17 protein-coding genes and 1 pseudogene are annotated in these 17,967 nt (G+C 43.4%); 12 read left to right on the plus strand and 6 right to left on the minus strand.

Going from position 1 to position 17,967, the window contains the following annotated elements; genetic code table 11:
- A pseudogene (locus tag IM477_RS18920) lies at nucleotides 1-235 on the plus strand (IS200/IS605 family accessory protein TnpB-related protein); the annotation flags it as partial.
- Nucleotides 236-303: 68 nt separating this feature from the next.
- Here IM477_RS18920 and IM477_RS18925 read toward each other — a convergent pair.
- Nucleotides 304-1,023 (minus strand): TerC family protein, encoded by a 720-nt coding sequence (locus IM477_RS18925; RefSeq protein WP_079206768.1) that lies wholly within the window; start codon nucleotides 1,021-1,023, stop codon nucleotides 304-306.
- A gap of 189 nt (nucleotides 1,024-1,212) precedes the next feature.
- On the opposite strand from IM477_RS18925, the gene psaM reads away from it, so the two are divergent.
- The 5 genes from psaM (at nucleotide 1,213) to IM477_RS18950 (ending at nucleotide 6,292) form a co-directional block, all read left to right on the plus strand.
- Nucleotides 1,213-1,305 (plus strand): photosystem I reaction center subunit XII, encoded by a 93-nt coding sequence (psaM, locus tag IM477_RS18930; RefSeq protein WP_012264462.1) that lies wholly within the window; start codon nucleotides 1,213-1,215, stop codon nucleotides 1,303-1,305.
- Nucleotides 1,306-1,453: 148 nt separating this feature from the next.
- A complete protein-coding gene (locus tag IM477_RS18935) occupies nucleotides 1,454-1,804 on the plus strand; it encodes a slr1601 family putative cell division protein (protein WP_287733048.1) in 351 nt (116 codons plus the stop codon).
- 51 nt (nucleotides 1,805-1,855) lie between these two features.
- Nucleotides 1,856-3,160: a glycoside hydrolase family 15 protein gene (locus IM477_RS18940; protein WP_287733049.1), complete on the plus strand. Its 1,305-nt coding sequence runs from the start codon at nucleotides 1,856-1,858 to the stop codon at nucleotides 3,158-3,160.
- Between the two features lie 197 nt (nucleotides 3,161-3,357).
- The gene (locus IM477_RS18945) at nucleotides 3,358-4,836 is read left to right on the plus strand and encodes a 6TM ABC transporter family protein (protein ID WP_287733050.1); all 1,479 of its coding nucleotides are present in this window, start codon (nucleotides 3,358-3,360) and stop codon (nucleotides 4,834-4,836) included.
- 328 nt (nucleotides 4,837-5,164) lie between these two features.
- Nucleotides 5,165-6,292, plus strand: a complete 1,128-nt coding sequence (locus IM477_RS18950; RefSeq protein ID WP_287733051.1) for a THUMP domain-containing class I SAM-dependent RNA methyltransferase — start codon at nucleotides 5,165-5,167, stop codon at nucleotides 6,290-6,292.
- Here the strand turns inward: IM477_RS18950 and mdh are convergent, their stop codons facing one another.
- The 3 genes from mdh to IM477_RS18965 form a co-directional block, all read right to left on the minus strand.
- Entirely contained in the window at nucleotides 6,293-7,270 is a 978-nt protein-coding gene (gene mdh / locus IM477_RS18955) for a malate dehydrogenase (protein WP_287733052.1), read from the minus strand.
- A gap of 26 nt (nucleotides 7,271-7,296) precedes the next feature.
- On the minus strand, nucleotides 7,297-7,512 hold the full coding sequence (locus IM477_RS18960) for an NAD(P)H-quinone oxidoreductase subunit O (protein ID WP_287733062.1): 216 nt from the start codon (nucleotides 7,510-7,512) through the stop codon (nucleotides 7,297-7,299).
- 208 nt (nucleotides 7,513-7,720) lie between these two features.
- The gene (locus tag IM477_RS18965; protein WP_287733053.1) at nucleotides 7,721-10,372 is read right to left on the minus strand and encodes a glycoside hydrolase family 10-like protein; all 2,652 of its coding nucleotides are present in this window, start codon (nucleotides 10,370-10,372) and stop codon (nucleotides 7,721-7,723) included.
- On the opposite strand from IM477_RS18965, the gene IM477_RS18970 reads away from it, so the two are divergent.
- Complete coding sequence (locus tag IM477_RS18970) at nucleotides 10,352-10,501, plus strand: hypothetical protein (RefSeq protein WP_287733064.1); 150 nt, start codon at nucleotides 10,352-10,354, stop codon at nucleotides 10,499-10,501. The two genes, IM477_RS18965 and IM477_RS18970, sit on opposite strands and share 21 nt — an antisense overlap.
- A gap of 12 nt (nucleotides 10,502-10,513) precedes the next feature.
- Here the strand turns inward: IM477_RS18970 and murD are convergent, their stop codons facing one another.
- Nucleotides 10,514-11,917 carry a UDP-N-acetylmuramoyl-L-alanine--D-glutamate ligase gene (gene murD, locus IM477_RS18975; protein WP_287733054.1) on the minus strand — a complete coding sequence of 468 codons (1,404 nt, stop codon included), beginning with the start codon at nucleotides 11,915-11,917 and terminating at the stop codon, nucleotides 10,514-10,516.
- A 160-nt stretch (nucleotides 11,918-12,077) separates the two neighbouring features.
- Here murD and IM477_RS18980 point away from each other — a divergent pair, with 160 nt between their 5' ends.
- The 3 genes from IM477_RS18980 to IM477_RS18990 all read left to right on the plus strand — a co-directional run bounded on the left by IM477_RS18980 (nucleotide 12,078) and on the right by IM477_RS18990 (nucleotide 14,901).
- Entirely contained in the window at nucleotides 12,078-13,190 is a 1,113-nt protein-coding gene (locus tag IM477_RS18980; protein WP_287733055.1) for a DUF3747 domain-containing protein, read from the plus strand.
- Between the two features lie 262 nt (nucleotides 13,191-13,452).
- Nucleotides 13,453-14,578 (plus strand): peptide chain release factor 2 gene (gene prfB, locus IM477_RS18985; protein WP_287733056.1). Its coding sequence is split into 2 segments (ribosomal slippage): nucleotides 13,453-13,524 and nucleotides 13,526-14,578, totalling 1,125 coding nucleotides; the frame shifts between segments, so codons are not numbered across the junction.
- 71 nt (nucleotides 14,579-14,649) lie between these two features.
- Nucleotides 14,650-14,901, plus strand: a complete 252-nt coding sequence (locus tag IM477_RS18990; RefSeq protein WP_002739055.1) for a DUF8653 family protein — start codon at nucleotides 14,650-14,652, stop codon at nucleotides 14,899-14,901.
- Between the two features lie 112 nt (nucleotides 14,902-15,013).
- Here IM477_RS18990 and hemH read toward each other — a convergent pair whose 3' ends face one another.
- On the minus strand, nucleotides 15,014-16,177 hold the full coding sequence (gene hemH, locus IM477_RS18995; RefSeq protein ID WP_287733057.1) for a ferrochelatase: 1,164 nt from the start codon (nucleotides 16,175-16,177) through the stop codon (nucleotides 15,014-15,016).
- Nucleotides 16,178-16,296: 119 nt separating this feature from the next.
- Between hemH and IM477_RS19000 the strand changes: the two genes are divergently transcribed.
- Together IM477_RS19000 and IM477_RS19005 are read left to right on the plus strand one after the other, a co-directional pair.
- A complete protein-coding gene (locus IM477_RS19000) occupies nucleotides 16,297-16,920 on the plus strand; it encodes a class I SAM-dependent methyltransferase (RefSeq protein WP_287733058.1) in 624 nt (207 codons plus the stop codon).
- 99 nt (nucleotides 16,921-17,019) lie between these two features.
- Nucleotides 17,020-17,574 (plus strand): YqeG family HAD IIIA-type phosphatase, encoded by a 555-nt coding sequence (locus IM477_RS19005; RefSeq protein ID WP_287733060.1) that lies wholly within the window; start codon nucleotides 17,020-17,022, stop codon nucleotides 17,572-17,574.
- The last annotated feature ends 393 nt before the right edge of the window (nucleotides 17,575-17,967 follow it).

The following is a 17,967-nucleotide window of genomic DNA, read 5'->3' on the forward strand; positions in this document are numbered from 1 at the left end:
AATTTATGGGACAAAAATAACTTTAGATTTTGTTGTCAATGGACGACGCAAACATGATTTGCTTTATGCCTTAGAATCTAATAAACCTGTTACGGTTCAGATTTTTAGAAGAGAACATAAAGAAAATCAATGGTACATTCATTTATCCACTTATGTGCCAGCAATTCCTTATATTTCTCATCAAAGAAATGGGTGTCTAGGGATTGACTTAAATGCTCAATCTATTGACCTTTGATCTTCTAGGGATTTTCTTTTCAGTGGTCGGTAATTAGTCAGGGGTTGAGAAGTGGGGAGTGGGGAGTGTCAAGGCAATTTATCAGATTGGATGGTATCACTCTCTATTGGTTCTCGATCGTTGCGTTTTGAGAAACCCCAAGCAAAGAGGATAGCAATTAAACTAATCATAATCCATTCCGGCGGCACAAAATCGGGACTAATCACCCGCAACAGCAATCTTAAACCCACCAAACCGACGGTGACAAAACCAGCATCTTCTAGGTGGGTGTATTCTTCCAACCAGCGAATAAATAAACCCGCCATAAAGCGCAGGGTAACTACTCCGATCGTACCACCAAGCAGGATCAACCAAGTATCATCGGCCACGGCGATGGAAGTGGTGACACTATCGAGGGAAAAAGCTAAATCAGTAACGGCAATTAGGGGGATAGCTTGCCAGAGAGAGTGAAACTGGAGACTATGATGGCTGTGATCCTTGTCTTCAGGGGAGGCAAAGTAATTAAAGACTAACCAGAGCAAATATACTGCTCCCAAAAGTTCAAACTGCCAGTATTTAACCACCCAGGTGGCGGTAAGAATCAAGATCATACGGAGAATATAGGCGAAAACTAAGCCAATATTCAAGGCCTGACGTTGACGCTGATGATCTCCTAATCCCTGTGCTATGGAAGCGAGAGCAATGGCGTTATCTGCTGATAATACCGCTTCTAGGGCAATGAGAACCAACAGAATTAACGGGGTTTTTAGACTAAGGGTTAGAGATGAATCAAGGAGCGAGTCTAACATTGAGGCCGCAGGTAAAAATAAATGTAATCATGGCAATATCTCAGCTTAACGCTTTTACAACTTTCTTTTCTAGGGGAGATAACCGTCATCGGGGTGGGGAGATATGAAGTCTTGTAACGAAATGATGCAGAGAACCCCGATGATGTCGGAAAGTATTGGATGAATATCTTTATGAGGAGATAATCAGCAATGCTTTCTGATACTCAAGTTCTAGTCGCTCTGGTAATTGCTTTAATCCCCGGGATTTTGGCTTTTCGTCTAGCGACGGAACTTTATAAGTAAAATCGCTTTCAATAAACCCTGATCCCGTCTAACCTAGCTATAGGATAGACCGATTGGGGTTTTTTCGGTTATCGGTTATCAGTGATTGGGTGTAAATTGAAAGTAATTAGCCACCTTTCTCACCGATTTTACTTGTACTCATAAATCTATGACCGCACGAACACGAAACCAAACCGACAAAAAACCGAGAAAAAAGCCAAAAAGCGGCAATAAATCCCAAAATTGGCAAATTATCGAGATTTGGCTGCGAATTATTGCCTATAGCGGTCTTTCCATCACGGCAGTTTTTGCGATCGCTCGTTTGCTACCCTACCAACAGATGCAACAGGCAAAACTGGAAGAAGTACGTCTGGCAGTCCAAGAAAAGGAGGAACGCGTCAATCAATTACGCGGTCAATTTACTCGCAGCTTCGATCCTAGTCAAGCGCGGCAAGTCATGGGGGAACAAAGTCCCCGACGGGATCCTAATCAAAGACGCATTTTTTGGGTTTCTCAGTAGAATTTATCGGGATAAATTCGTTTTTGAGCAGATTATTGGGGTATTTTGCCGATGCTAGTTGTTCACAACGAAAAAATTCTCGATTTCATTAAATACCGCTACTCTCTGGGGGATCTTCAGAGATTATCTGCGTTTTTGTCGGAAAATGATGTCTTGAGTTTTCCCCGGCTAGAAAATGGCTTATTTCCAGCAGCATTAGTCAGTAATGAGACAGAATACACGGGATATGCCAATGTTTGGCTGAGGGATAACGTTTATCTGGCTTATTCTCACTATATTATCGGACAGACAGCGATCGCTGTCAAGAATATTCAGACTTTGATGAACTATTTTCAAAAGTTCCAAAGGCGTTTTATTAATATTATCCAAGGTCGAGTTAATCCTGAAAAGATCAGGGAACGTCCTCATATTCGTTTTGAGGGACGTACACTAACGGAAATTGACCAAGTTTGGCAACACGCACAAAATGATGCCCTTGGCTATTTTCTCTGGTTTTATTGTCGTTTAGCACGGGAAAAATATATTGAGATTTCCCCCCATTGTCTAGAAACAATTGCCCTATTCCCCTTATATTTTCAAGCGATTAGTTATTGGCAGGATGAGGATAGCGGTCACTGGGAAGAAACCCGCAAAATAGAAGCATCTAGCATCGGGGTTGTGGTAGCGGGATTACGCGAATTAAAAAGGTTATTAATCGAGACAGAGATAAATCTCACAGCCGAAAATCGCAGGATTACACCAGCATTTTTAGCGGACTTAATTGAGATAGGAGAACAAGCTTTATACCGTATTTTACCAGCCGAGTGTCTTCTACCAGTAGCGCAGGCAAGAAGTTATGATGCAGCCCTACTTTTTTTGATTTATCCCTTACAAGTGGTGGAGACAAATATCGCCGATCAAATTCTTAATAATGTTATCGTTCACCTTCAGGGAGATTACGGTATTCGTCGCTATTTAGGCGATTCTTTTTGGTGTCGAGACTATCGCTTAATTCCCCCAGAAATCCGCACCACGGTATCGACAGAAAGGGAAAATTGGTTACAGGAACAAGGGAGAGGATTAAACCTAGGCGAAGAAGCACAATGGTGTATTTTTGATCCGATTATTTCTGCCATTTTTGCCCTTAAATTCCAGAGTACAGGTCAGGAAAAATACCTCAACCTACAAACCCATTACTTTAATCGTTCTCTCGGACAAATTACGCGAAAAGATTCCCCCGTGGGTGAGTTTAAATGTCCCGAATTATACTATCTAGAACAGGGAAAATATATCCCTAATGATGCCACTCCTCTCCTTTGGACACAGGCTAATTTACAAATCGCCTTGGAACTAATTAAGAAAAGTTTAAGCCAATAGTGTAATTCTAAATAGCTGGTTATAATTCAATTAAAAATGGATTTTAGGTTTGATCCCCCCTGCCCCCCTTGATAAGGGGGGTGCCGATAGGCGGGGGGATCTACCCTTGATAAGGTGGGTGTCTGATAATTTTTAACGCCTACCTACTTATTTGACCAGATAAAATTAAAACTATATATAAATTCGGGAGTTAAAAAATGCCTAATAACAACAATCAACCCGATATCAATAAAGCGATCGATGTGTGTATGGAGGAGTATAAAACCCTGCGAACGGAAATTTTACAAACCGTGCAAAATCGCACTAATGTTATTGTCTTCGGAGGCGCTCTAGTTTTGACTTTACTGGGAATTGGGATTAGTCCCATAGCTAATCTTCCCATCATGAAAGAGACAACGACTGTTACTAGAATACCCACAGATACAACTACAATAGAAAAGAGAACAGGAAATACAATAAAACAGACAATATCTCATTCAAAAGCGGATAGTAATCACACCAATCAAGAAAAAAATTCAGGGTTAGTTATTAAAGAAAAAGACACAGAAACAGAAACAATATCTCGACAAAACTTTTATGATATTCCAATTGAACGACGAATTCCTTCAGCAATTATTCTGGGAATAATGGTTCCCGCCTCTTGTGGATTGATCATCCTTCTTGTTCATGCAAATACTTATCTGATTGTTAGAATTGGTAGATATATTGCCACTAATATTGAGCCTAAAATTAATGATTTATACTTTAATAATTTACCTAGTGGTCAAAAGCCTATTGTTTGGGAAAGCTATATGCAAACTTTAAAAACTGAAGCAGAAGAAAATGATTGGGTTACGGTCGTTTTTGGTGGTATTGCATTAGTCGCAAATATAGGTGGTATTTTTTCCATATTCAACATAGCAGAATTAAAAATAGCATTGGCTACAATGTTTAACAACGGATCATTATTTGTATTATTAATAATATTAGGGATAGTTTTTTTAGCAATAATTATATTTATCGTGGTGGGATTGACAACGAGAAAAAAAATTACCCTGTTAAGAGACGGTAAAGGAAGTTTAAGAAAAATCTGGTACAAAGGAATTAACGCACAAAATAAAGAGGTGAAAAGTACACGAATATTTTGGATAAAACCTATAAGATATTTTATTCCTCTGTATCAAATAGTAGTAGAAATGATTGATGATAGAACTAATGCTATTATTGAGATAGAAAATGACTCATTAAAATCGAAACTGCAAACTTTAGGTGAATTTGACCTAGCTAATCAAGTAGATAATACTAACGTTTTGATGCAAGCACAAGGAGCAAATAAACAAAACCTTTTAAATGAACTTATTAATGATTGTTTTAAAAATCTTCTTAAGGAAATTAAAAATTACATTAGAAATACAGAATATAATCCACCTTTCTATTTTAACTTAGACAATGGTGGAGTAAAAGACGTTAACAATATCCCAGAATTACTCGAATTATGTATAGATTATCCCAATAAATTTAAAGAACACATGGAAAAAGGAGATTTTAAGAATTGGCTGGATAATATAGAGATAGGAGAAACCGAACTAGCAAATATAGCTCAGGCAACTCGCGAGAAAAATTTCCCCAACGATAATGAGCGCCTACATTATTTTCTCAGAGAATGCTGTCTAGTCTTGATTGGGAGAAACCCTTAATATTTCCTAACAAAAACTTGATTTGATCGCCGACTACCTGCAAGATAAAGAAAGAGCGTATGAGATAGGGAATTTACAAGAGGGTAAAAATTAAAATCTTTGGCTCTCTTATTCCCCGTATGATGAGTTTAACTTAATATAGGATCGATCGATCTTTGTGTCCTTTGTGTCTTTGTGGTTCGCTCCACTCCCCCGCCAGCCCAACTGTATCTTAGAATATATTTTACCCACCAAACTCAAGAGAGCCAATCTTTCTGATTTCAAGCTACCAACGACCGGCGCTAGTCACTGATAACTGAAACCTGAAAACTGATAACTGATAACTGAAATGACTCGATCCTATTTTGCTACCACCGCGAGGGGACTAGAAGAAATTGCCGCTAGGGAATTAGAATGCCTAGGGGCCAAAGAAGTGAAACCCGTATTCACGGGAGTCCATTTTCAGGGAGATCTGGCCCTACTCTATCGAGTCAATCTTTGGTCAAGAATTATTTTTCGGGTTTTGGTTCCCATTGCCGAAATTCCCTGTGGGGATGGGAAGGAACTTTATGATGGCATTCAAGCCATTGATTGGCGCGATTATCTCACCAGTGAGGAAACTTTAGCGGTACAATGTACGGGAACGAACGATCGCCTCAATCACACCCATTACACCGCCTTAAGCATCAAAAACGCTATTATCGACCAACAGCGTCAACAGGGCAATCCCCGTTCCTTTGTGGATACAGAAAATCCCGACCTGCAAATTAACGCTCATATCGAGAAAAATCGCTGTGTGCTTAGTTTAGATAGTTCTGGCCACAGTTTACATCGTCGCGGGTATCATCGGGCCATGGGAGTCGCACCTCTGAAAGAAAGTCTCGCCGCTGCTTTGGTAGAATTATCGGCATGGCAGGATGATATGGCGCTCTTAGACCCTTTTTGTGGTTCGGGAACCATTGTCATCGAAGCGACGTTAAAAGCTTTAAATATTGCCCCCGGTTTATCTCGTTCCCAGTTCGGATTTCAGAAATGGCCAGACTATCAACCGGATTTATGGCAATCTTTGCTTAAGGAAGCTAAAGAAAAACAAAAATTTCAGCTAAATGCGCCAATTTATGCTAGTGATGCCGATTATGAGGTTTTGCGTCAGGCCGAGGATAACGCCTATTTTTGTCAAGTGCAGGACCATATTAATTTTAGCTTGCAAAGCATCACCGACTTAGAACCGGCGAGCGATCGAGGGATTATTCTCTGTAATCCCCCTTACGGCAAAAGATTGGGCAATACCGAAGAATTAGGGGCCTTATATAAATCCTTCGGTGATGTCTTAAAACAGAGGTTTAAGGGTTGGACAGCCTATATTTTATCGGGTAACAAAGAACTGACTAAACAAATCGGTCTGCGTTCTTCCCGTCGCACTCCCTTGTATAACGGTTCTCTGCCCTGTACCCTCTTAAAATATGAGTTGTATTAACTACATCAAAACCTTGAGACTGTCAAGGGCTAAATGAACATTCTGACGAACTGAGGCAGCAGAAGTGTGTAGATCCAGACGTTCAGCATCGGTCAAACGCACTTCCAGAATACTTTCCACACCCCGACAGCCCAAGCGACAGGGAACCCCCAGATAGACATCCTGTAAACCGTATTCACCCTTAAGATAGGCTGCCGCCGGCAGTAAACGGGATTGATTTCTCAATATCGTCTCGACCATGATACAGGCAGAGGAAGCAGGGGCGTAATAAGCGCCGCCAGTTTGTAGTAATTTGACGATTTCAGCCCCACCGTTGCGAGTTCTCTCCACTAAACGATTAATCGTTATCTCGTCCATCAATTCGGTAATCGGCACACCACTGACGGTACAGTAACGGGGTAGGGGCAACATTAAATCACCGTGACCACCCAAAACCATAGCATGAACGTCGGCGGTACTAACCCCCAATTCCATGGCGATAAAGGTTTGTAAACGGGAAGAATCGAGGACTCCGGCCATTCCCATCACTCTTTGGGGGGGTAAACCGGTGGCTTGCCAGACTAGATAGGTCATCACATCAAGGGGATTGGTGATGACGATAAAAATGGCTTCCGGAGAATACTTGAGGCATTTAGTGGCGGCCTCGACGACAATTTTGGCATTGACATTCATGAGATCATCGCGACTCATGCCCGGTTTTCTGGCTAATCCAGCCGTAATCACGACAATATCCGAGCCTGCCGTGTCTTCATAGTTATTAGTGCCGATAATCTCGCTGTCGTGCAGTTCTATGCCCTGAGCTTCCATCAAATCTAGGGCAATACCCTGGGGTAAACCATTGACGATATCGAGGAGAACTACATCGGCGAGGTTTTTTTCGGCGATGCGTTGGGCCAGGGTGCGTCCGACGTTACCAGCACCAATAACCGAGACTCGGGGCGATTGACAGGGGAGGAGTGTATCGTAGAAGTCAGCCATGGTTTATGGATGAGGCAATATCCTCATCAGACGGGTTCCAGTTGTTCGAGCTTTAGCCACACACTGGGGGTAGGAACATAGAATTTAATCAAAGCGTAATCATCTTTTACATCCAAGACTTCTGCTGTCGAGTTGAACATATAACTGGGTAAACGGCGATCGCTGGCTAGGGCTTCGAGGCTATTTTCTAGGTTTCCCGTCACCACGCGGACTAAAGCTCCTTTCTTAATTGTACCTGCCATGTTTTTCTCGTTAAATTTGCTTGGGGTTTCTCCCATAAATTGTTACATATTCGGGCGGGCCTCTGACAAGAGGGTGTGGGGTGTCGGGTGTCGGGTGTCGGGTGTGGGAATGATGAATTATGAAGTGGGGAGGTGGGGAAGTGGGGAAATTGAACTAAAACCCTAAAACCCTAAAACCCCAAAACCTACCTCCTACCTTTTGCCTTAATTAAAACTCAACCATTTGACCATAACTTAAGAGACTTTGTAGGGTTGCGAGGCGATTTTCCCAGACCTGTATTTGATAGGCAGATAAATCTTTTTGTCTGGACATCACAGATTTAAATTTATAGCTAAATCGCTTTAAAGCATTTTGAGTTAAAGTCAAATTGCGAGGGCTGGGATTATTAGCCAATTGTTCTAATAGATTAGCCATTTCGTCCACTTCTTGCCCCCAAGCTTTTAAGGTTCCCTCCTCCATTGCCCATAAATTATTTATTATTAAAAAACTCCACTCTTGACGCAGGGAATTAAACCTCGCCGCCGCCGTTTTGAAGGGTTGACGGTGGGGTAAAGGTTCGGTTTTTTTCGTAATTATCGATCCCTGAATGCGATTAAGAATTGTTTGCAAGTTGGGATTGAGATTTTCTGTGGCAAAAAGAGCGAATCCCGAAGTGGGAAGATTGCGAATAAATTGTAGTTGATCGATCGTGACTTGATCGGGTACTTTTAACAGACGGATACCGGGTATAATCAGAGCATTTCCTGCAATTTGGCGATCAAATAAAGACTGGGTTTTATCTTCTAAAGTCCCTGTATCGAGAGCATAAGTCATTAAAAATATCAGGTCTATCCATTGATTTTGTCCCCATTCTTCCCAGTTTTGTTGAATACGATATAATCGTTCTTTTTGTTCTAGGGGAAACACCGCCGCCGACATTTTTAAGTTGGGGCGAATCTGTTTTAAGCGAGTAGAAACCTGCGAGACAAAAGTATCAACCTGACGGATTTTAAAGCTAGTCCATTGTTCCCATAAAGCACCCTGGGGATTTAAAGTAATTGGATCAACTCCCGTCATTTGTTTAAATAACCAGCGGCTGGATTTACCATAACCATAGGTTTGATTAGAATCTTGACTCTGGAAGGGATAGCGAATATAATCTAACTGCAAGCCATCCACATCATAATTCTTGACAATTTCCTCGTAAAGAGATAAAAGATAGTTCTGTACCTCGGGATTAGCAGGATCAAAAAAGGCCTTTTTCATGCCTTGACTGTAATCAAAAGAACCACCACTTTTATTAGTTGCCCCCCAATCGGGATTACGGGATAAAACCGGACCTAGATAATCTAATGGTTGCTCTAATACTTTATTATGAGCTTGATTAGCCGCCGCAAAAACCCACACCCAGGCGTGGATTTCCATATTGCGTTCATGGGCTAATTTAACGGCAACTTTTAGGGGATCCCAACCTCTGGTTAAAGGGTTTTGTTCGGGGGCAACTTGACTGGGATAAATAGTATAACTAGCATTAACTGTCTCGAAAAAGACCACATTAATACCCGCTGCCGCCATGCGATCGAATACTTTAGCTAAATCGTCCTCATTTTTAGCTTCTACGATCGTGCCTCTATCTAACCACATTGCCCGTATTTCTGGCTGGGCAAATTGTCGATTAGTGGGATAATTATCCCAAAGACTTCGCCGCGCTTGTAACCAAAATTCTCGCGCTTGGGTATAGGCCCCCTGAGCAATTAAATTCTGAAAATTATTTAAGGCTCCTTGGGTATTTTCTAGGGCTAAACGGAATCGTCTGGCTGTATCTGAGGTGGGGGAATTTTTCCCGCGATTATGAAATGCTTGTGCTAAGGATTTATCAGTATTGGATATATTACTGTTGCTGGCCTCTAAAGCTAAGAGAGTCACCCCATAACGCCCGATTAATCCCTGCAATTCCGCCGTCATCTGGCTAATTTGTTGAGGAGTTAGGCTTGCTCTGGGGGGAATTGCCTCGGTATTCGGACTTAATCTCGCCGTTTCACTGGGGGGATTTTCTGAAATCTGCGGTAGAGGGCGACGGGGTGCGGTCGCAACGCGCTCGCTACGCGAGATCGCTAATGGTGTATTGTTAATATTATTAACTATTGTTGAGCTTCCTTGACAATAGGGCGCAATTGTGCTATCAGAAGAACTGCGATTAATGCCGTAGCGTTGCAGGGCGGTTTCTAGCCAAGCACTATCCAGGGCGAGATTAGCGACGGCATCGCTGCCCCAGCGCCAACCGAGAAAGATCGAGTTATTATTGAGGACAACGGCGGGGGGATTGTTCCGCGCCCCCCAGACGGCAACGGTTTGGCTATTAACTCCCGTGGGGATAACCACACCACCGAGGAGACTGCTGGCTAGAGGTTTTTGGTTTTTCAGTTCACCTAAATTAGTCGGCCGCAGGGTGTAAGCTTGGGAGTGGGGATAGGCCCAGTAAGCCCCAAATAGCGATCGCAATTGATTACGCACAGCAGGTTCCGAAAGATTCCCCGCCGGACCGGTGACGATAATTTTACCACCGCGATTAAGCCAACGACTCAAGACATCAGCTTGTAAACCGGAAATAGTCTCGACGTTGGGGATGATTAGAACCTTAATTTTATTTAAATCCGCGTCGCTTTGCCACTGATTACTCTGGAGAATGCAGTAATTAACCCCGACATTTTGCAAACGTTCGGTTATATCTGTCCATTGATTGGCATTTTCTTGACTTTTTAACACTGCCACCGGTGTCGCTAAAACTGGGATCGGCAGCAAGACACCCACACAGGACAAAAGACAGGCAATTAGGGGCTTGTTAAAAAGATGATCAAGATGGAAGGACGATCCCAGCACGTTTTTTCTCTTAATTTTTTTGGTTCACTCCTCCTGATTTTACCCAACTTAGCCGAAAAAGAGTATCTTTGGGAACAAAAATTGCGTCTTAGTCGTCGGCAACATGGTTTTAGGGTGTTAGGGTTTTAGGGTGTTGGGGTTTTAGTTGAAATTCCCCACTTCCCCATTCCCCCACTTCCCCACTTCCCCATCTCCCCATAACTGTAAAGACAATTGCCGAAAGTGATCGCCGCGATGTTCAAAACTTGGGTATTGGTCAAAACTGGCGCAAGCGGGCGATAATAACACCACTTTAGCCTCTTTTGCCGGTCCTAGTTCAGCCGCGCGTTGAACTGCCCTGTCCATCGTTTCTACACATTCATAATCTTGATAACCTGCCGACTGTAAACGAAGGGCAAAATCGGCGGCAGCGTCACCAATAAGCAGCACGGTGGCGACTTTTGCCTTAATTTCAGCGATCCAAGCCCGATCATCCCCTGCTTTCGCTTCTCCCCCCGCGATTAAAATCGCCGGACTAGGGACAGATTTTAAGCCCACTGCGGCGGCATCGTAGTTAGTTGCTTTACTATCATTAATAAAGTCTAGTCCTTTATAGGTACAAATATACTCTAGACGATGGGCAACCCCGGGGAAAGTGGCGATCGCTTCGGTAATGGCTTTTTTCTCGATTCCGGCCAATCTAGCGGCGGCCACAGCCATAAGCAAATTCTGCTGATTGTGACTACCCACCATTTTCAGGAGATTAACTGGGGCAATTAATTCCCCAAAAGCCACGATCCAGTTATCTTGCAGATAAACACCACGACTAGGATCGCCCAAAAGCGCATCTTTGCCTTTCACAGAAGTCCAATAAGCTTGTTGCCATTGACTAACACCGATTTGACGCAGATAGGGATCATCACCGTTGAGGATTTGGCGATCGCTTCTTTGCAGTAAAGAGGCTTTAATCTGATAATAATTTTCGAGGGTTTGATGACGACTGAGGTGATCGGGGGTAAAAGTTGTCCAGATGCCGATTTTCGGCGATAAATCTCGACTAGACTCGATCTGATAACTACTAATCTCCGCAATAATCCAATCGTACTTATCGGCTTTTAAAGCCAATTCACAGGCAGCATAGCCGATATTACCGCAGGAAGGGGCATTTAACCCCGCTTTTTGAAAAATAGCGGCACAGAGGGCGGTGGTGGTGGTTTTGCCGTTAGTTCCCGTAATACCCAACCAAGGGGAAGATTGCAGATAACGCCAAGCTAATTCTAATTCTCCGATCGTATCGATGCCTTTTTCTCTGGCAGTAATTAAAATCGGGGCATCCCAAGGCACCCCGGGGCTAACCACGATAAGATTAGGCAAGTCCGAAGCCTCTAGACTGAGATTTTGACCAAGATTGACAATAATTCCTTCCCTTTCCAGATTGGTTTTGGTTGCTTGTAAACTGGGAGAATCAGAGCGATCGCTTAATGTCACCTGCCAACCATCCCGTTTTAAGCATCTTGCCGCTGCTATTCCCGATCTTCCCAATCCAATAATCGCCGCTTTCGCCATCTTGTTGCCACTCTACTCAAGAGTCAATTTTTAGCAATCTCTATCCTACTGTGGATTAGGTCGAGTCATAGCTATCTTCCAAGAAAACAAAATTCTCTGGCTTACGTCTAGATCGATAAAATAAATGCAAGTACAATCTCTATAACAACGCTCCCTATTTATGAATCTAAAATCATCCTTAAAATTTACCCTATTGTTTTCACTTCTGGGGGGTTGTCTCCTGACTACACCGAGTCAAGCAACTCTCTTTGAACAAAGAGAAGTTAATCAAGAAGATTTTATCGCTATTGCCCGACCCTACGGTAACGGTAAATACGATTTACTGATTTTGCAACAAATCCCAGGAAAACGCCAATGTTGGGCGGTAAATGGCACAGAACCGACCATTGTTCAGCCTCTGCTGCTCGATTTCGATTTTACCGGCAGTTGTGAACGGGCCACCGACAGTAACGGTTATTCCCTTCGCATTCAGGGCAAAGATTACGGTTTAGAATACCTGCTGCGTATCGTACAACGCAACGGGGAATTAGTCCTTGTGGGAACCCCCCGCAATCCCAGGCAATCGGAGGTAATTATTGGACGGACCAAAGGTTTAGGGACCGGTTTAATGCAAATTTATCTCATCGATGGCTGGCGCTTTACTAAACGCAGTCTAGCCGGTCAAAATCTCAGTCATATCTATCTAACTGCCGATAGTCCCAATTTCAATCCTCCCCCGGAATTACTCGCGGGTAATAGTTATTCCCTCCCCAGAGAATCCGTCAAAGCAGAAACACCTGTTAATCCTGCTGCTAATCCCGAAGTGCGAGAATATACCTTTACCGCTTCAGAAACAGCAGTAGAGAGCAATCCTCAGCCAGTGGTAAATAATCCAGTACCAGAGCCAAATTTAACGCCACCGTCCCCAGTTACCCCTAATTTACCCCCCCTGACTCCTCCCAATTCTCAGAATAATAATGCAATTGTACCACCACCGCCACCGCGCAACCTAGGCAATCCCAGAAGTTTATCAGACGTAATCACTTTTAATCGGGCTGCCGCTAATCCCAGTAGTGGTAATATGAGCAATAGTGGTCGCCAAGGTTTTAAAGTAGTAATCGAAGCTAAAACAGAGAGCGATCGCACTAGGGTTCGTTCTCTCTATCCCGACGCTTTCCCCACTTCCCACCAAGGTCGTCGCGTCTGGCAAATAGGCGCGTTTAGTAGTCGCGATAAGGCTGAAAACGCTTTACAAACTCTTGCCCCCCTGCGCGGATCGATCGTACCATTTTAGCGAACGCTGGAACTGCGGAACGGGGAACAGAGAAATGGGGGAGTGGGGAAATGGGGAAATGGGGAAATGGGGAAATGGGGAAATGGGGAAATGGGGAAATGGGGAAATGGGGAGATAGGGGAATTCAACTAAAACCCTAAAACCCTAAAACCCCAACACCCTAAAACCCCAACTCTCAACTCCTGACTCCTGACTTCTAGAGTAACTGATAACTGATAACTGATAACTGATAACTGATAACTAATAACTAATAACTGAAAACATGGAAATATCGGAACTAAAAAAAGGTATCGAGATAGTAGGATTGCGCCTGGGTAAAACCCAGGACTATCTTTGACTTACCCACTTTAAGGGCCAAAATTAAAGACTTAGAACAGGTGGCGGCCGTCCCCACTTTTTGGGATAATCCCGATACTGCTCAAAAAACCCTGCAAGAACTAAATGAATGTAAATCTTCTTTAGAAACCTATCAAAGTTGGTGTGGACAATTAGAAGATACCAAGGCAATTATCGAGTTATTAGAATTAGAATCCGATCGAACTTTGCTAGAAGAAGCGACGGACAATTTAACTCATTTACAGCATGACCTCGATCGCTGGGAATTGCAACAGCTTTTAAATGGTCCCTACGACGCAAAAGGAGCGGTTTTAACGATTAATGCGGGGGCCGGGGGAACCGATGCCCAAGATTGGACAGAAATGCTCCTGAGAATGTATTCTCGCTGGGCCGAGAAACAGGGTTATAAAGTCACTTTAGCGGAAATATCAGAAGGAGATGAAGCGGGAATTAAATCGGTGACAATTGAGATTGCCGGAACTTATGCTTACGGTTATCTGAAAGGAGAAAAAGGCACCCATCGGTTAGTAAGAATTTCCCCTTTTAATGCTAATGGTAAACGTCAAACCAGTTTCGCCGGGGTGGAAGTGATGCCAATTTTGGGCGATGATGCGGTGAGGGTAGAAATTCCCGATAAAGATTTAGAAATTACCACCACTAGATCGGGGGGAAAAGGTGGACAAAATGTTAATAAAGTGGAAACTGCCGTGCGTGTAGTTCATCTTCCCACAGGTATCGCTGTGCGTTGTACCCAAGAGCGATCGCAATTACAAAATAAAGAAAAAGCCCTAGCTTTATTAAAAGCGAAATTGTTAATTATCGCCCGGGAACAACGGGCTCAAGCGATCGCAGAAATTCGCGGCGATATGGTGGAGGCCGCTTGGGGCAATCAAATCCGTAACTATGTTTTTCATCCCTATCAATTGGTTAAGGATCTCCGCAGTAATGTGGAAACCACCGATGTTACCGGGGTAATGAATGGGGATTTAGATAGCTTTATTGAAGCCTATTTACGTTTGGGGGGGAACAGTGCGGGTTATACTGATTCCTAAGATGAGAGCAGCTCTATTTTCTCGCAAATTCTGTTCTTATGCTATTTGTCCTCTACTAAGAAGAAAAATCAATGGTTATTATCGAGATTACCAATGTGGAAGAAATATTAAGCGCAAAAATTGGCTCTTTTGCCGCTAAAATCGTCCAAGCTCTAGCAGATGATGAAGGGAAAGTGGAAGAGGTTCTCATCAAAGAATTACAGGCTAATTTTCAGGAAAGGGGGATTAAAGCTAATCTGTTTAGCGTCACTGGGTTAGATATGCTCGGCAATGGCAGGCTAGAAGTTAACGTTAATGTTCGTTCTGCTAATATGATGTCCTAAGAGAAGATAAAATCGCCAATGGTTGGGTTAAATATACTTAAACCCAACCTTGTCTTGGTGGTTACACAGGGTGAGAAATTACCATCAAAAGCAATGGCAACGAAGCTTGAGGTTATAATAAACCAACAAAATGTAACGGTCCTTGACCGGTAATTAATTCGATAATAATTGCCAGAAAACCGATCATCGCTAATCGACCATTCCACACCTCGGCTGCCGTTGTCATCCCCCATTCCCAACGTTCCTGGGGATACATTTTCATATTCGCTTTCGGATGGGTAATTTGCTCGAAAGTGGTGGGTTTTTCCTCTAGGGATTTGACCACTAACTGGGAGAGAGATTCGATAAACATCGGGTGAGTGTTAAGAGCGGGTACTCGCTGAAAATGTTCAATTCCCGCTTCTTCCGCCACTTCTCGGTACTCTATATCGATTTCTTGCAGAGTTTCGATGTGTTCCGAGACAAAGCTAATCGGCACCACCAGTAAATGCTTAATTCCCTGCTCTCCCAACTCTTTTAAAGCATCTTCAGTATAGGGTTTTAGCCATTCCACCGGACCGACGCGACTTTGATAGGCTAAAGTGTACTGATTGGGTCGGTTTAGCGTACGCATGATCGCCCTAGTGCATTCTTCAATTTGCCTTTGATAGGGATCTCCCGCTTCCTCCACATAACTTTGGGGGACACCATGGGCGCTAAAAAAGATATGTACTTGGTCAGGATTAGGACACTGCTCTAATTCTCGCGCGATCAGATCGGCCATAGCACTCAGATAAGTGGGATGATCGTACCAAGAAGGGATGAGAGTATATTCCGTCAAACGCAGATAGGGATCATCCTGCCACATTTCCTCCAGCACACGAAAACTGGAACCACTGGTACTGATGGAAAATTGGGGATAAAGGGGAAGAATAACCAATTTTTTGATATGGTCCCGTTTAATCCGCTCGATCGCTTCTTCAGTGAAGGGATTCCAATAACGCATCCCGATATAAACGCTCACCTCGCGCCCCATTTCCTTGAGACGTTGTTGCAGTGCCGTGGCCTGTGCTTCCGTAATCTTGAGTAAAGGGGAGCCACCACCGATCTGACGGTAATTTTCCTGGGATTTACTCGCTCTTAGCGTCGATATTAACCAAGCTAACGGTTTTTGTAATCCTTTGATCGGTAAACGGATGATCTCTGGGTCAGAAAAAAGGTTAAATAGAAAAGGACGCACATCCTCTAACCGCTCCGGCCCACCCAAATTTAATAATAGAACCCCAACGCGACCCATAGTGTTAACAGATAATTTTTAAATTTTCAGATTCTTTACCAAGTTTAACAATATATCGGTGGAACCGTTAAAACAAATTACAGACAGTATAGAACTTAATCAAATCTTGGAGGTTGATCTTGGCGACAATTTTACGTCCCCTCAGTTATCAATATCAATGGCTTTACGATGGTATCTCCCGTCTGGCTGCCCTAGCGGTGGGTGGGGAGACCCGTTTTCGGCAATTGGCCCTAGAAGGTTTAAAAATCGCTAAAAATGACCCTATCCTCGATCTCTGTTGTGGTGCGGGTCAAACCACCCGTTATTTAGTACCCCTATCCGATCGCTGTACCGGTTTAGATGTCTCTCCTGTGGCCCTGGAGCGAGCTAGTTTAGCGGTGCCGCAAGCGCATTATGTGGAGGGATTAGCCGAAAAAATGCCCTTTAGTGCCGGAGAATTCGCCCTTGTTCATACTAGCGCCGCTCTCCACGAAATGGAACCGGAGCAGTTAGAGGAAATTCTTAAAGAAGTGTATCGTGTTCTCAGACCGGGGGGAATTTTTGCCCTCGTGGATTTTCATCGACCCACTAACCCGCTTTTTTGGCCTTCTTTGGCCCTATTTTTGCAATTATTTGAAACCCATACCGCTTGGCAGTTTATCGATACGGATCTGATCCAATCTTTACAGGCGCTCGGTTTTCGTGATTGTCAACAAAAATTATACGCTGGTGGCAGTTTACAGGTGATTCAAGCGGCCAAGTGAAGGGATCGGCCAGGCAAGATTTTCAGAGGCAGTCGGTCATTTATACTAAGTAGGGAAGCTGAGTTCGATCGACTCGGTGCCAGTTATTTTTGAGAAGTAATGACTAGAACAAAAATTCTACAACCCGATTTAATTTTAGGGGATACGATTCTCGGTCTCAGTCTGGAGATTTTGAGTCAGCATCAAATTAAAGGATTGATTCTCGATGTGGACGATACCCTTGTTCCCCTCCAGGAAACGACGGTTTCTGACGATTTACAGCGTTGGGTCGATTCCTTGCGTCTTTATCTACCGATTTGGTTGGTAAGCAATAATCTTAGCGAAAATCGTATCGGTGCGATCGCTGATAATTTACAACTTCCCTACCTTCTCGGTGCGGTGAAACCCTCTCGACGCAAACTCCGGCAAGCGATGGCAGCCATGAGTCTCCCCCCCCAACAAATTGCTATGGTTGGCGATCGCTTGTTTACCGATGTTTTAGCGGGAAATCGTCTGGGAATGTTTACCATTCTGGTGAAACCAATGGTAAATCCCTTGACGGGGGGGGCAGCTTATCCAATCCACGATTTTGAGGTGTGGATATCACAAATTCTCGGCGTTTCCCTGCATCCGCAGCATTACTTAATAAAACCTGACCAATCCTCACAAAAGTAAATATTAAAAAATAATTAAGTATAGAGGAAAGGAGGGAAAAGTAGAAAATACTATAGATAATTTGAAATGAGGTCAGCCGAGATAAAGACCTTAAATATAACAAGGTCAATAGATGGACGGTGCCAGTTTTTGCGGATATACGCCAAAAGCTGGCACTACTGTTTTAACGAAAACTTCCTGCTATAATTTGGCCAGATTGTGAGATAATAGGGAACGGTTTTTTAGTTAATTCTCCCTGGCTTCACTCTATATTTGACATCCTCGCCGCCGTAAACGGACGGTGATTCCCAAACCTCACGATTTAGGTTTCTGCTTCTTTCCCTTGCGGGGTTCCGCACCTGCCTTAACAGATTTACTCTGTTCTGGTCTTATGGTCGCTCTACAGACTGACAC

Origin of the sequence: Microcystis sp. M090S1, from assembly GCF_020246295.1 — a bacterium.
GTDB classification, from domain to species: Bacteria; Cyanobacteriota; Cyanobacteriia; order Cyanobacteriales; family Microcystaceae; genus Microcystis; species Microcystis aeruginosa.

What these genes read in the sequence shown, in the direction of transcription:
- IM477_RS18925 (WP_079206768.1), bottom strand. Translation starts at nt 1,023, where the DNA reads ATGTTAGACTCGCTCCTTGATTCATCTCTAACCCTTAGTCTAAAAACC.
- psaM (WP_012264462.1), top strand. Translation starts at nt 1,213, where the DNA reads ATGCTTTCTGATACTCAAGTTCTAGTCGCTCTGGTAATTGCTTTAATC.
- IM477_RS18935 (WP_287733048.1), top strand. Translation starts at nt 1,454, where the DNA reads ATGACCGCACGAACACGAAACCAAACCGACAAAAAACCGAGAAAAAAG.
- IM477_RS18940 (WP_287733049.1), top strand. Translation starts at nt 1,856, where the DNA reads ATGCTAGTTGTTCACAACGAAAAAATTCTCGATTTCATTAAATACCGC.
- IM477_RS18945 (WP_287733050.1), top strand. Translation starts at nt 3,358, where the DNA reads ATGCCTAATAACAACAATCAACCCGATATCAATAAAGCGATCGATGTG.
- IM477_RS18950 (WP_287733051.1), top strand. Translation starts at nt 5,165, where the DNA reads ATGACTCGATCCTATTTTGCTACCACCGCGAGGGGACTAGAAGAAATT.
- mdh (WP_287733052.1), bottom strand. Translation starts at nt 7,270, where the DNA reads ATGGCTGACTTCTACGATACACTCCTCCCCTGTCAATCGCCCCGAGTC.
- IM477_RS18960 (WP_287733062.1), bottom strand. Translation starts at nt 7,512, where the DNA reads ATGGCAGGTACAATTAAGAAAGGAGCTTTAGTCCGCGTGGTGACGGGA.
- IM477_RS18970 (WP_287733064.1), top strand. Translation starts at nt 10,352, where the DNA reads ATGGAAGGACGATCCCAGCACGTTTTTTCTCTTAATTTTTTTGGTTCA.
- murD (WP_287733054.1), bottom strand. Translation starts at nt 11,917, where the DNA reads ATGGCGAAAGCGGCGATTATTGGATTGGGAAGATCGGGAATAGCAGCG.
- IM477_RS18980 (WP_287733055.1), top strand. Translation starts at nt 12,078, where the DNA reads ATGAATCTAAAATCATCCTTAAAATTTACCCTATTGTTTTCACTTCTG.
- IM477_RS18990 (WP_002739055.1), top strand. Translation starts at nt 14,650, where the DNA reads ATGGTTATTATCGAGATTACCAATGTGGAAGAAATATTAAGCGCAAAA.
- hemH (WP_287733057.1), bottom strand. Translation starts at nt 16,177, where the DNA reads ATGGGTCGCGTTGGGGTTCTATTATTAAATTTGGGTGGGCCGGAGCGG.
- IM477_RS19005 (WP_287733060.1), top strand. Translation starts at nt 17,020, where the DNA reads ATGACTAGAACAAAAATTCTACAACCCGATTTAATTTTAGGGGATACG.